This window comes from Clostridium saccharoperbutylacetonicum N1-4(HMT), from assembly GCF_000340885.1.
In the GTDB taxonomy this organism is placed as follows: domain Bacteria; phylum Bacillota; class Clostridia; order Clostridiales; family Clostridiaceae; genus Clostridium; species Clostridium saccharoperbutylacetonicum.
Genome location: NC_020292.1, coordinates 39,893 through 54,945 on the forward strand (window position 1 = coordinate 39,893; position 15,053 = coordinate 54,945).

Below are 15,053 nucleotides of genomic sequence, written 5' to 3' on the forward strand. Positions count from 1 at the left end.
TATGAAACTTTATGATATTCTTTCTATTAAAGAAAAATATAATGGAGAGAAATTGATATATATTAAATTTAATAATCGTGAATATTTATTCAGATTGATTTCAAGTTATGAATACAAAGAATGTAAGATGTTTGCAGAAGACAACTTTACCTCTAATGATGCCATATGTCAGCTAGCAATAGTATATCCACAAAATATAGACTTCTCTAATCTTGGAATAGCAGGCTTTTCAGATTTTACAGCATCAGTTATTATAGATAAATCCATGATATTTGAGGATATAAGATTAACAGAAATTCTAGAGGAAAACCGCACAAACAATATGACCTTTATAAAAGAGTGTAAGCTTATTATTAAAGCTGCTTTTTCTGAATTATCTTTAAAGGAAATCAACGATATGTCTTATGTAAAAATGATGGAAATGACTGCTGATGCGGAAAAAATACTTTCTCTTAGAGGCTGTAGAAATAGTGATGGGTCACTTATCAAAGTCGAATATGAAATAGATGAAGAAAAAATTAAAGAAACTGAAAAGGAGCTTACAGATAAGGAGCTATGGGCTAATGGAATTGATCCTATGCTTTATAATATTGATAAACTTCAGCTAAAAAAACCTTTAATTGATGAACCCTTTATAATGGGACCTAAATGGAATGACGAGGAGTTGAATAGGAATGTTGGAAGACAAATACTTAAAAAGTACTCAGATTAAGGATGCTCAAAAGATTAAAAATTTGCTAAAGAAAAAACAAATAAATGAGTCAATAATTCCTATAGAAAATATAGCTAAGTATTATATAGATGATAAGCAAAGTCAAGTCATGAAGGTTAAATTAATAGCAACTCAAGAGACTATAGCACAAAATTACTCCATTAAAAGTACAAATAAAGTTCAAAATAAAATTAATAATAATGAACTTATAAGTGTTTCAAATCAAATAAAAGGCCTTCAGGAGGCTAAATATAGGCTGGAAAAAACTTTAAGTGAAGCAGGATTTACCGATATAAATATAAATTTTAAATATGGTTCTACGTCACCTGCAATAAATTTAAATGCTTATGAAAGCAATAAAGATAAATTCCAAAATAAAATAAAAGAAAGGCTGGGTACCTTATGAATATAAATTCTTTAGCTACAATTAAAAATGAAAAGAGTATATCTAAAATTCAATATGGAAAATACTTAGCTGAATCAACTTTTAAAGATATGTTTTCTTTAAATGAAATTATTAACCCTCTATTGAGTAAGGAGTCTTTTTATAAGGTCAATGAACCTTTAAGACTTAAGCAAAAGGAAAACCTTTATTTTTCTAATGCTTATGACGATCTTTTAAGTTCTAATAGGGATGTAGTAATGGAAAAAGGGCATATTTATAAATTTAAAGCATACAAGATTACTTATAATAATTTAAAAGATATACAAGGACAAGATAAAAATGAAATAATAAAAAACATGTATGAAAATAAGATTTTGTTAGAAATTATAGATTTATATGATTATTTAAAAGATGATATGTTACCAAACTATGGAGATTATTCTTCAGAACTTGGAGTTAAAATATATTACATCGTACTAGATAATGAAGAAGAATTAGAAAAATTCATGAATAAAATAATGACATTAAGAGCTTCAAAGGAAACCTTAAATAAAGCATTAGCTACTTCAAGGCAGAATATAAAAGAAAATGCATTAAAGGAAAAAGAAGAATGGACTAGCTTAATAGGCTCAGGATATAAAAGTTTTAAATTATATACTGATGCATATGAAAGTTTTAATAAATATAAATATGAAAATAATTATACTGAAGACTTAAAGACCTTCCTAAAAAATTCAAAAGAGGATGAAATAAAAAAAGTCATACCAGAATTAATAAATACAGAAGGCAATCTAGTTAATGATAGAGTGGGTTGCTTTATAAATTTATATGAAGATATAGATAAAAACAAGAATTATTATAAGATCCTCAAAGCTGCTGTAGAAAGTAAATCTAAAGAATACTTAGATGATTTTAATTCTAAGGAGGCTAAAGAGGAAGCTTATGAGAATTTTAATACAAAAGCTTTATATATTGCAAAGGATAATTTAGATGAGTATATTTTATCAAGCCTAAAGAGCAGAATAATTAAGAAATATTCAAGTTATACAGATAAGGAAACATCAATGTTAACTAAAAATGGCATTGATGTTTTTGAGAATATATCAAAAAATGATTATATTAAATATCTTAAGGCAGATGACTTAAAGAACAAGCTATTAAAGGATGATGATTTTGATAATATAAAGGAAAAGCTTTATTACCTTAATGATAATAGTTCAAAGGAAAAGTTAAAAACATTTCTTTTAGAAAAATTTAAGTTTCCTGAAGAAAATGTGAAGTTATTTATTGATAATATAATAAACAAAGAATATTATTCAGCTAAGAATGAAGAAGACATTTCAAAGACAATTAAATTCATAGATGATAAGGGATATATTTTTATAACTTATACTGACTATTTCAATAAACTTGAAGATGACTTATTAAAATGTACAAAGTATAAACAAACAGCCTTTGAAGAAATTGAAGAATATATGAATATGTATTCTTTAATATTTAATTTAGAGGAAATAGAAGAATTAAATAATTTAGAGGATTTAAGAAAAATCTTTGGAGAAAAGGATAAATTAATTAATTTAAAAGAAGAATTAGAAAATGCATATGCTATTGCTGCAAAGATAAATGGAATGTCAAAGGAAGAGTATAGAGATATGCTAAAGGATATGAAGGATGAGGCTAACTTAATTTTTAAATATTATGGCCATGATTTGCAGGAAGAAGAAATTAATTATAAGTCCTTAGAGGCCATAGAAAGAGCTGTGGAGGATATTAATAATAAGACAGGTTATAAGCATGAAAGCTTAAAGAGCATAGCTAAAAGATATTTAAATAACATGTTTAAAAATGAAAACTTCATACATAAAATGGAGCAAGCTTCAAATATTAATATTGCATTAGCAGCTCAAGATAATGCTTCAAAATATGACGAAATTAATGCTAATGAAAAAGGTAGTAATGAGAACCATGAAAGAATTTATGAAAATAGGCTTAAAAGAGCAGAGATAAAGGATATATCTATTAAAGATGCAGTTACATATAAAGAATATATTCTGCCATATGATATGAGCGAAACCTTTAGTGATACAGTAATTGAAGAAGGCAAGGAAAAAAGAGTAAATGCTTATAAGATAAATATAGAAAAGCTGCAGCTTGAAAATCCACTATATAAAGATTTATTTTCTAAGGATATGAAGGGAACCTATATTTATAAAAACCTTTCTCACAATTATGAGCCAAAGGAATATGCCCATAAGTCTAAAATAAAATCGGAAATATCAGAAATTATTATTCCAGCGTTTAAAGCAGAAGCTTTAGTGGGAGATTTAAAAGATAATTTGATAAATTTAAAAAAGACAAGTGCAGATTTAATAAATGTTTTATATGAGCTGGATAAGTGCAGCTATGAAAGTATTGCTCCAGTTAAAGAAAATAGATATAAGTCAGTACTTAAAGTAAAGGCTCAAAAGAAATTAAAGGATTATTATAAAGCTTTAATTTATGAAATGAATGATAGTAATGGATACTTTAAAAAGAGCCTTAAAGTAGAAATAGAAAATAGTGCGTCCTTAAAGCTTTCAACGGAAGCTCCAATAGCAGAAAATAAAGCTAAAAAGTCTTTAGAAGGTGGTAAGCTTAATGAGGATGAGATAAAATCCTTGAATATAAGTGAAACTGCAGATCATAAAGAGGACATAAAGGATAACAAGGCCATATATAATGTTAATCCCAAAGATATATTTGGAGAAGATTATAAACTTGCTTATGAGTCTATAGGAAAGCAGCTTGTCACTGATAATATAGATAAAAGTCCTGAATTTTATAATTATATGAAGGAGAACTTTACAAAGGATATTGAAAATATTTCTGAGATAAAGAAAAAAAGAGGGCCTTTATTAAAGGAAAAAACGCTCTTAGAAAGCATAGGTAAAGGTTATTTAAAGAAATTTGGCATAAATAGTATTGTATTAAGCCATTTAGAGAAAACTTCACCATTAGTACACTTTGTAAAAACCTGCGTTAATGAAAAGGTACCAAAGGGATATGCTCAGGTTGTGCCAGGTACTTGGAATAAATTAGGTGAAGATCAAAAAATAAAAGTTCTTTTCGAAGGAATAAGAAAAAGTAAAAACGGGAAATATTTCTTAAGATCCAAAGAAGAGACTAAGGACATAGCTGATATGATCAAATTACTTGAAAATGATGATTATCAGGAACAAATAAACGGAAAATCCTTTGATATAAGTGAAGATAGTCATTATAAAGTAGACCAAAATAATAGTCCTATAAATAATGATGCTAATATTATGCAAGAATTATTAATAAAGCAAAGAAATAAAGTATATGACTATAATTATTGCTTAAACAAAGGAAAAAGCTCACATTTTGAGAGAAATGATGCTTCAAAATTGAATAAAAATATGGATACTTTTATGAGCATATTTGAAAGTGAGCTTGAAGATAATTTTAAAAATGAGCCTCAAGATAATTTCAAAGATGAGCCTGAAGATAATAAATTAAACATAAATTCTGATCACATAAAACAAAAGCTTAAAACTTCAGACGCTTATATAAATAATATAAATATTTTAAGTAATTTGAAGAATTCACCAGAAAATAGGTCAAGGGCTTTTAAGGAGCTTAAAGAAGATGCTTTTTCACTAGCTTTAAAACAAGGTAGAGCTGTAGCAATAAATGATGTACTTGTGGATTTAAAAAAGGTAATTGAAGATCCAAAGTCCAATGCTTTGATCAATGAAAAATTCTACGAAAAAGGAATTTTCCCTGAAGGCGAAAGAAATAAAGTGCCTTTATATAAAAAAATGGACAGTATAAGTGAAAAAGCAATGGGTAAAGTTCAATTTGAAGATAAAGGGATATTTAACGAAGTATATTCAAGAAATTATGGAGAAAATGCTCCTAGTATAGCTGGTAAAAAGGTATTAAAGGGAGATAGAATATATTCTTTAAATATTGATGATGCAGGCCTCTTTAAAGTATTAGAAATTTATAGAAACAAAAAAGGAAATGCAGAATTAAAATTAAAAGACATTCAAGGAAATCATGTAAAAAGCTTTCAAGAAAAAAGCTTTGCTGATATATCAAGAATGGTAAGGAAGTATAAAATTGCATTGCCAGAGGAAACTGATGAAACAGTATTAAATAAAATAAAAGCCCAAATAAAAAATGAATATATTAATATTTTTTCTAAATCCTTTGAGATTTTGGACAAGATTTTTAATAGAAGTCATTTAGAAGATAGTCCTATTCATATAAAGGCCTTTAGGGAAATAAGAAAAGAATATGATAAAGCTAAGGCAACAGATTATGTAAATACAATACAGGTGCTAAAAAATAAGAAGCTGATAACTGAAGGGGAAATAACACAGGTATCAGAAACAATTAATGAGAAGCTAAAATCAGGAACCTCTAAAGAAGAATATAAGGAGAATTTATATAATCTTTTAAAGAATAGCTCAAAGTTTAAAGAAAGAAGCATTGATACTATTCCAAAAGTAGAGAACTTTCTTAAGACTGTAATAACAAAGGAAAGCATTGAAAATGCAAGAATATTCGAGGCAGTAAAAAAAGAAAAACAGTATCCAAGAATAAATATAAGGGAAGCCAAAAGAATTTTAAAGGAAGAAGCAAAAAGCATAATTAAAAAAGATGATAGTTTGCAGTTGCCAGGGAAAAAGGTTGTTAAGAGTTATATTAATTACCTAAAGCAAGAAGATAAAAATAATGAAAAAATCTTAAATTCCATCTACAGAGAAAATGCATATAATCCTGAATTTTTAAACAAGGCTCTTAATATTAAGGATGCTTCAAAAGAAGATATTCAAAGCATTAACAAAGTGAAGATAGGTTATGGAAAATATGCAGGATTAGCAATTGGCGAATTAAGTAATGAATCCCTAAGTGAGATACTAGAGAAAGATTATTCTGATGAGTTAGATTACAAGGTAAACAAGGAGCTAATAAAGAAGACAAAGGATGTAATATATAATGCTAAACGCTTAAATAAAGACGGTATTATTAATAAAGAAGCTAAAAATTTAACAAAGAAAAAATTAAAAATTTTTCTAGGTGATACTTATATAAATGAAATGGAAAATACAATAAATGAAGCCATTAAAGGTTGGAAAAATAGTAGAAGATATAAGAAAGCTTCAAATTCTGTAAAAGCAGCCTTTGAAAATAAATCTAAGAATACAAATAAAGTATTGGCCATAAATAAACCATTAACCCAAGGCAAAATGGTATCATCTAAAAATTTAAATGGAAAATTCGAACCTAATATAGTAGCAAAAACAAAGGAAAATATTAATAAAGTTAGTAATCCTATAAATATGGTTGATGCAAATTATGAAAATATTCCAAGAAGTAATACAAGATATTATGCAGAGCAGAAAATAGGAAATGCTATTAATATTTCAGCAAAATCACCATCGAATTCGACTAAAAGTGATATGTCACAGCTTATAAGTAAAGCTGTAGGTGGAAAGCACTTAAATATTAACACTAATTTTATGGATTCAAGAAGAAAAGTGACTCCAGCTGAAATTAACAGCATGATAGAAAATTCAATAAAGTAGGAGGTATAAAATGGATACAAGTGCAGCAAAAGAGCAAACCACTGCAAGCACAAGTGCAAGTACTGCCGATACAAATGCTACAGGTGAACCCAAAACTACTGAAAAAGCACAAAAAGATGATTATAGTCCACAAGATATTCATGTAAATATGGCTAAGGTTACTAATGTAAGTAAACATAAAACCATGTCTTATTTTGGAGCTAATGCCCAGGAAACAACCAGAAGTGATATGAATGCTTTAAAATCCAGATTTGATAAATATGCAGAGGAAAGACATTTTGAAGCTGCTCCTCCAGGATATTACGATTATATAATATATCCTCATAGACAAGATGCATATAATATGGCAGATCCAACAAAAATACTTTCTTCAAGTTCAGAAAGTAATAGCAGTGGTGATAGTGGTTTAGTAACAGGAGATATAAATAGAATCCTTAGAATAGGGGACTTTTTTGCAGTAATTCCACCAGAGTTTATTACTGTAACTACTAGATCTACTGATAAATCAATTCAGCCTTTAAGACAAACAGGAAGTATAAAAATAGAAAATGGTTATTCAAAAAAAGATATTCAAATAAGCATGATTTTAAATGGCATGAATCAGATAAATGGTTATAAAGTAGAAGGCCCAATGAATTATAGCTATTATGTAGATGGTCTTAGAAATTTAATAGCTCAAATGAAATTTACTCCTTTTATGCCTATAGAAAATACTGTTGTAAATATCACTCATGGTGTAAACAATGTTGCAATAAGAAATATATATGTTGAAACTATAGCTGGATTCCCAGAAGCTCTTCAGGTTGTATTAACCTTAGATGAATTTAATGTAACTCCATACTTGAGAATTCCTAATGCCTTCTTCGATAATGCAATAGATTGGGATTTATTTAGATGGTATACTCAAAAGCCATTAACGGAGTCTAGTGAAGTAGATGAGGATTTCCCAGAAAAGCTTCATGCAATAACTACTTCAGCTTTAACTAATGATTTTAAATTTAGTATTTTAACAAAAGAAAGTGCAAAAGATTCTGATATACAAAATAAGATATATGATGAATCCAGTTATACAGAATTTATAAGCAGTGATGATGATATTACGTTAGTTAAAATGAGCTTTTCTATGGGGAATATTATGCCAAGCATACAGCTTGAGTATCATGAAGCACCAACAATGCAGTTTTTAGGTGCTACAGATACTGAGTATGGCTTTATTTTTCAAACTTCAAATTCATATCTTGCAGGGAAGTTTAATGAATTAAACAGACAAAATAAGCAGTTAATAAGAACTAACAAAGATGCTAATGGATTAGGATTTTTGAGAATAGAAAACGAACTAGTGCAGTTAACAGGAATTAATTGTGTTGTTATAAGTGATATAAAAGTAGAAACTGTTCCAAATTTCCCAGGCCTTTATACAATTACAGTAATGTGTACAAGCTATGGCTCGACTCAATCTAAGGGAGAGAAATTAATAGCAATGAGACCCTTTGAAGGTAATAGGGAGGGCACTCGAGGAGATTTAATTTCAATGCAGCCTGGTGGCTTCTTAAACAAGGCATCTCAGGATACAACTATAATGTCTAGATTTCAAGAATTAGAATTATATCCAGATATGCATCTTCCAAAATATGAAGAAGCTGATGATGCCATTGCTAAAATAAGGTCATTTAGAGAAAGAAATAATTTACTTGAAATGCCTATGTATACAAAATATCCGAGGCATAAGTGTATAATGCCTGATAGCATAGTTGAAAAAGAGTATGACGGTTATTTAGATCCAGATTTTTATGTAATGTCTCTTATTGCATATTCTGATATCACAATAAACAACACAGATAAATTGAAGGCTAACGATATTTCAAGCACTGTTTCCTCAGGTTCTACAGATCCAATCTCAGCTCTTATGTCTAAGGTAAGTGATCCAAGTGATTTGTTTATAACTCCAACCATAACCCCAGATGCAGCTACAGAGCCAGATTATGCTTATGGATATGAAACACTTAAATTAAATAATCATCATGGATTTTTAGCACAGTGGGAAAACAAAGGTGAGGAAAATCTTAAAAACTCACAAAAATCTAGTGTAGCCATGAGTACTGGAACTTCAATAGAAGGTGCTGGTGTACAAATGCCACAACATATAAATAAAAAAACAGGTAACGTCTTTGTAGATTTAATATGTGATAGAGTGGATGCAAAATGTGGATATGATCAACATCATAGGCAAGGAGAAATTGTAAATGGTAGGCAATACTTTGATTGTTCATCTTTAGTATCATATGGACTTATAGCGCTTGGAGTTCTCCATTCATATTTAGATACCAATGGATTAGAAAATGTAGGAGAAAAGATATCTACAGAATCAGTAATAGACATAAGCAATTTACAATTGGGAGATATACTAGTTCACCATGGTTCAGAAGATGCTGGACATGCAGCTTTATATATTGGTAATGGGCAGACAGCAGAAGCAAGTAGTAGTAAAACAGGATGCAGATATGGAGTTGCAGTAAGAAGCGATAGACCGTTCAATAGAGTTATGAGAATACCTAACTTAAATGAATTAAATCAGGCATTTTTATCAAACCATCCTGGTTTTTATGTAGGTTCAGGAGATTCAAGTTCAAGTAGCAGTTCAACTGAAAGTGATAATACAAGTGATTCTACAGTAGATATTACTACAGCACCTACAAGTGGAACTGGAGGTGGCGATGCTGTAGTAGGTAAATTAGGTTCAAATTATGAAGTTCAGATGAATAATTGGGATGATAAAATATTAGCGCATTCACTTAAATATAATATAGACCCCAATTTTGTTAAAGCTGTAATGTTTATGGAATCAAGAGGAAATGTCACTGAAGGTATAGGTACTAATTGTGTAGGTCTTATGCAAATAAATCGTTCAGCCCATAATTTATCAGAGGAATCATTATTAGATGCAGATTTTAATTTAGATTATGGTATAAAAATGCTTGCAGATTTCGGACAAAAATATAGTTACGATATGACTAAAATGTTAATAGCTTATAATCCAGGTGAAGGATTTATTAAGGTCAGTCCTGAAAACATAAACTTGAATGGTGGAAGTACACAACATATGGATTATTATATAAATAAAATAGCAAGAGTTTATGGGGAATGTTTGGCTGGAGGTGGTAAATCTGGAAGTACAAATACACCTAAAATTGGAGGCAGTACAGTAACCCCATATTCAGCAACTGGTGCTAGTGGAAAGTCCGTAGCAATAGATACCACCAATCCATATGGTTATAAGCTTGCAATGTACAAGAATCCACATGCAGGGACTAAGCATGGAGATAAATTAAGTTCCATAGATACAAATAAATATGGTACGGATTTTGTTGAAAAAATACTTGATCGTGGTACTGGAGAATTTAATTATGGTAAGATTGGTGAAAGTACGAAAGAAGCAAATGATAAAGATCATGTAATTGAGCATATGTACAATGATTCTATTCAGTACAATTTAAATGGATTACTTGCGAGAGCCTTTCCAAGTTATTTATTAGTATTTTTAGATGAGCAGTCTGACTGGGTGGATGGACAAAAGCTATGGACAAATTATTATATATCAAGAGCAGCAACAGATATTAATATACATGAAAGTGATGATAATCCTATAGCTGTAGCTCAGGTTTCCTTAACAAATTTCAACGGAAATCTGACAAGTTCAGATGTTGGGGAAAGCATTAGTAGTGCAGGCTTTGACGATGGAGATTGGATTAGAAAATTCATGTTTGATGCAACAGGGACTATTTTTGATGAAAAAATAACTGATAAAATGATAGCTTTAAAAAATAATTTATATGACCAAATAAATTTAGGGGAAGGTACGCGAGTTCATATAAGACTTGGTTATGGTTCAAATCCATCCAGATATCCAGTTTGTTTTAATGGAACAATATCAGAAATTGATGCAGATGAAGTAATTACTTTTGTCGCAGAATCAGATGGTTGTGAATTAATGAATGAACCTTTAACAGATAAAACGGAAGCTACCAATAAGGATTTAAAGCTTGGAGTTGAAGTAAGTAATATAATGGCTACTTTATTAGTAGCAAGGCAAAGTGATTTTGAATTTACTTTTAAGCCAGAGTTCTTTAAGTATAAATCTAAATATGGAATAGAGAATTTTGGACTTCATATACATGATGGAGATGAATTTAGTTTAAGTAGTGCTCTTATTTCACTAGGAGAACTTATAGCCTTTCCAGCAGCTACATTAACTAATATTGTTGATGAAAATATGTATTACAGGCAATATGACATAGTTAAAAATATATATAAGGGAACATATGAAGGGATTCCATTTTGTAAAGATCCATATAACCCAGCAGATGGTGAATTTAATTTTAGATTTTTTTGTAGTGGAAAAACTCCTTGGGACGTTATGAAAATGTGTGAAAAGGCAGTTCCAGAATTTGTGGCTTATCCAAGGTATTTTGGCTTTGAAACAAGAATGTTTTATGGTCTTCCTATATGGCTTTGTAAATATGATTATGCGGCTAATTCTGATGGAATTTATGAAAGAGCTAAATCTTTTGCACAGGTTCATGAAATAACTACGTTAGATAGCATTGCAAATAATAGTATTAAGTTAAATAGTAAAAATCATAATACTAATTATATCGGGATATATTCCTTAGGTGGAGATTTAAGTTCTACACCGGCTATAATGAGTGACAGAAATATAGATTGGTCAAAGCAAAGCACAAAAGTTGTTGATACAACATCTGTTCAAGATTTTTCATGGGTACCAGGAATAATAACTAAGCTTCTTTCATGGACAGGTATGTATGATAATGGAAAGCAATTAGCCATAAATACCTGTGTAAGCGAACTTATGAACTCTTGGAAAAATACTTATGATGGAAATATTGTTGTCTTAGGACAACCACAGATAAGGGCTTACGATTATATATATATGAATGATGAATACACCAATATGAGTGGCTTGTTCACTGTTAGAAGTGTAACTCACAGTTTAAGTATAGATTCAGGTTTTGTAACTACAATGACACCAGGTTTAATTGCAAATAACACATTAAAAAAGAGTGGAATCAGCAATGTTGTAAGTTCAGTACAAGCCTTTTCAAAGTTTAAAATTAATATTACTGCATTAATAAATTCATCCATATTAGCTTTCTATAAGGGTGGAGAAGGAAGTAAATATACAAAGTTAGCAAATATGTTTTTAAATAAGAAAAACTTTGTAAATGGCTTAGGAAAGACTATGTTTAATTATGTAAAATCAACTAAAATGCTTACAAATGCAACTGAATTTTTAGAAGAAGTTAATACTGTTAAAAAGGCAGTAACTGTTTTTAAAGATGTAAAGGAAGTTGCTACAGTGGTTTCTTCTTCGGCTGAAATTGCAGCAGGTACTATATTCCCACCTTCTATAATTATAATGATTGCATTAGATATTATTATTAATATTGGTTTTACATGGCTTTATGATATGTTTGCTTATAGAAACTGCATTAATTTAGTACCACTATATGTATTGAAATCTGATGGAAAAACTTATCCATTCTGTGCATCAGTTGCAGGACAAAAGACATTGCTTCCAGGAAGTCCAGTGAGTGATAGTGGTGATGATTTACAAGGAAAAGAGGCAGGGGGGAAATAGTTTTGAGTATAATTAACAAAATATCAGAAACCGTTCAAAATACCACTAGATCTAACATTAATTTAGTTAAAGGAACAGTATTAAATTATGATAGCACAAATAATTTAGCAGATGTTTATATTGATAGCTTATCAAGTGGAGGAAATACTACTCTAACAGATGTTCCTATACAAATTTCCTCAAAAGGCGTTCATTCAAGTGGACTTGGTATAAATGATATTGTATATATACAATTTGCAAACAGTTCCCTTTTTCAACCTAAGATAGTTGGTATTGCAGATGAAGTATATGCTTATAATACAAGAATAAAAGAAAGGCACTTAAGAAAAGGTGAGCTTACAGTAAATCAAGATACTTTATATGGTGAAATAACCTCACCATCTTGTAAAACATGGATAGATAAGGATAATAAAAGTTTAATAAAAACAGGTGAATACTCAAATTCTAATCCTATAAGTGATGCAGATAAGCTCATGTATTCAAAAGGAAATTTTAATGGTCAGGATATTGGAATATATAATCCTGTGTCGTCGAGTGTGATTAAAATTACTGATACGGGCATTATAAATATATTTGTAGAAACAAACACAGGTATTAAAATAGATCCTACTAATAAAACAATCGAGATATTAGGAAATAATGTATGTACTAAAACAGAAAATTGGTCGGTAATTACTAATAGTATAGATATTAAAGCAAGGGATAAAATAACCATAACAGCGAGGGAATTAGAGCTCAATGTTGATAATATAACAGGGGTGAAATAAGTGATAGTAAGGGATTTTGCAATAAGTGATAACGGGGAGCTTAAATTTGATATAAGCCAAAAAGATGCTGCTAGAGCCATAGAAGATGGTCTAATTAGACAAATTGCATTATGCAGGATTAAATCTGTAGTTAATGACTGGTTTAACACTAATATTGGGGCAAATCTTGAAGAGTTTATAGGTGAAGCCTGTAATGAAACTACAGCTAAAAAGATAATAAGTGCAATAGAAAATTCAGTTTCCTATGATGGTTTTTTATCTAAAAAGGAAATATACTGCATATCACAACTGGGAAAAAACAGCATTGGAATATTAGTTTTTATAAACAGCCAGTATGGAAATTCAACTTCTTTAATAAATGTACGAATTGATGTAGTTGGAGGTGTAAAGATAAATTATGGAACTTATAAACAATAAGAGTTTTAATGAAATATGTGAGCAGCTGAATGAGCAGTTTAGTCAGAACGGATTTACAACTACTCCTGGAGGAACTGCAAAGTTGTTTGCAGATATAATAGCAAAGAATCTAGCAGAGTTTTATGACACTTTAGAGTTAAATCATGTACAAGCCTTTGTAACTACTGCAACAGGAGAATTTTTAGACGCTATTGGAAAGTTATTAGCCTGCAAAAGAGCAATTAATGAAGTAGATGTAGATTATAGGAATAGGATAACTAATCAATGCTTAAGTCTTTCAAAAGCTAATGAAACATCTATAAGGCTTGCAGCTTTAGGAATTAAATATGTAGATGATATTGTTATGAAGAAATATTCTAATGGTCCAGGAAGTTTTACGGTTATGCCAATAATAAGTTCATTTGCTAAAGCTGAAGATGATACCTTAAACAAAGTACAAAAAGCAATATTAGATGTATGCTCCTATGGAGAAAAGGTGATTATTAAACTGCCAACATTGAAATATGTTAAGCTATCAATATCTCTAACTTATTCAAATAATCTTACAGATACAGAAAAGCAATCCTTAGCTGTTGCTGTAAGGACAAATATTATAGATTATATTAATTCCATTTCTATTGGAGATGTTCTTATTATAAATGAACTTACTAAAGTAATTATGCAAACTACTTTAAATAATACAAAAGATAATAACGAAATAGTTAATTATGCATGTAATTTATTGAAGGTAAATGATGAAGTATGCTTGTTTATTAATCAAGGCTTAAGATGGGATGAAAAATTTCAGGTATCAACAGATACAGACGCAATTACAGTAGCATAAAGGAGAGAATACGATGTTCTACAATAGTGAGCCAGAAGTACAAGTTGAAATAGTAAAAGCAGTAACGGCAGTTTTAACTTCAATAATAGCTATAATTGGCACATATGTTGGAATAAAGAGAAAAAGAAGAAAAAATTCCAATGATGAAGAAAATGATAAACTAAGGTTAATTTATCATCCTGTATTTACAAGGATTGAATATAACAAAAACACAATTAGAAATTGTTTTGAAATGAAAAATAAGGGTAAAGAAATATTATTTAAAGAAATAATCAGTAAACATCTAGATATTTGTAGGTTTTTCTTAAAAGACTTTGTAAAATATGTAGATAACAATGAGGATATTGATTATAACCAATTGGAAAATAGAAGTGTTGAGGTGCTTAGTAAAATAATAAATGAATTAAATTATTTTTACATAAGTGATACATCATATTCTACAGAAGAAAAAAAGGTGTTAGAAATTGTTTTAGAAAAATATCAGTTATGGAATAGTCATAGACAAAGCATAGCTGTTGATATGATTAAAAATGTTTGTGGCTCAGTATTTTATCCTGACGCTTATACTAAAACTGTAACTATTTTAGATATATTTCTATTTTTAATTACAGATGTTGTAGATCAATCAGATAAAACACTAAATAGTATTAATGGAGATTTGAAAGGATTAGTTTTTAGAGGGGTGATGATTTAAAG

8 protein-coding genes are annotated in these 15,053 nt (G+C 29.4%); all 8 read left to right on the top strand.

From position 1 onward, the window contains the following. Nucleotide 1 precedes the first annotated feature (1 nt). The 8 genes from CSPA_RS28565 to CSPA_RS28600 are packed head-to-tail and all read left to right on the top strand — an operon-like array spanning nt 2 to nt 15,051. Entirely contained in the window at nt 2-712 is a 711-nt protein-coding gene (locus CSPA_RS28565) for a hypothetical protein (RefSeq protein ID WP_015395897.1), read from the top strand. Then, a complete protein-coding gene (locus CSPA_RS28570) occupies nt 675-1,118 on the top strand; it encodes a hypothetical protein (protein WP_015395898.1) in 444 nt (147 codons plus the stop codon). The genes CSPA_RS28565 and CSPA_RS28570 overlap by 38 nt, the downstream gene beginning before the upstream one ends. Further along, nucleotides 1,115-6,694: a hypothetical protein gene (locus tag CSPA_RS28575; protein WP_015395899.1), complete on the top strand. Its 5,580-nt coding sequence runs from the start codon at nt 1,115-1,117 to the stop codon at nt 6,692-6,694. Before CSPA_RS28570 ends, CSPA_RS28575 begins: the two co-directional genes overlap by 4 nt. Before the next feature lie 10 nt (nt 6,695-6,704). Beyond that, nucleotides 6,705-12,350 (top strand): transglycosylase SLT domain-containing protein, encoded by a 5,646-nt coding sequence (locus tag CSPA_RS28580; RefSeq protein WP_015395900.1) that lies wholly within the window; start codon nt 6,705-6,707, stop codon nt 12,348-12,350. Nucleotides 12,351-12,352: 2 nt separating this feature from the next. Next, a complete protein-coding gene (locus CSPA_RS28585; protein ID WP_015395901.1) occupies nt 12,353-13,117 on the top strand; it encodes a hypothetical protein in 765 nt (254 codons plus the stop codon). Continuing rightward, nucleotides 13,118-13,534 (top strand): hypothetical protein, encoded by a 417-nt coding sequence (locus CSPA_RS28590; RefSeq protein WP_015395902.1) that lies wholly within the window; start codon nt 13,118-13,120, stop codon nt 13,532-13,534. It abuts the gene before it with no gap. Next, nucleotides 13,515-14,357, top strand: coding sequence for a baseplate J/gp47 family protein (locus tag CSPA_RS28595; protein WP_015395903.1), 843 nt, complete (start codon nt 13,515-13,517; stop codon nt 14,355-14,357). The genes CSPA_RS28590 and CSPA_RS28595 overlap by 20 nt, the downstream gene beginning before the upstream one ends. Before the next feature lie 13 nt (nt 14,358-14,370). Next, nucleotides 14,371-15,051 carry a hypothetical protein gene (locus CSPA_RS28600; protein ID WP_015395904.1) on the top strand — a complete coding sequence of 227 codons (681 nt, stop codon included), beginning with the start codon at nt 14,371-14,373 and terminating at the stop codon, nt 15,049-15,051. The last annotated feature ends 2 nt before the right edge of the window (nt 15,052-15,053 follow it).

What these genes read in the sequence shown, in the direction of transcription:
- CSPA_RS28565 (WP_015395897.1), top strand. Translation starts at nt 2, where the DNA reads ATGAAACTTTATGATATTCTTTCTATTAAAGAAAAATATAATGGAGAG.
- CSPA_RS28580 (WP_015395900.1), top strand. Translation starts at nt 6,705, where the DNA reads ATGGATACAAGTGCAGCAAAAGAGCAAACCACTGCAAGCACAAGTGCA.
- CSPA_RS28600 (WP_015395904.1), top strand. Translation starts at nt 14,371, where the DNA reads ATGTTCTACAATAGTGAGCCAGAAGTACAAGTTGAAATAGTAAAAGCA.
- CSPA_RS28595 (WP_015395903.1), top strand. Translation starts at nt 13,515, where the DNA reads ATGGAACTTATAAACAATAAGAGTTTTAATGAAATATGTGAGCAGCTG.
- CSPA_RS28570 (WP_015395898.1), top strand. Translation starts at nt 675, where the DNA reads ATGTTGGAAGACAAATACTTAAAAAGTACTCAGATTAAGGATGCTCAA.
- CSPA_RS28575 (WP_015395899.1), top strand. Translation starts at nt 1,115, where the DNA reads ATGAATATAAATTCTTTAGCTACAATTAAAAATGAAAAGAGTATATCT.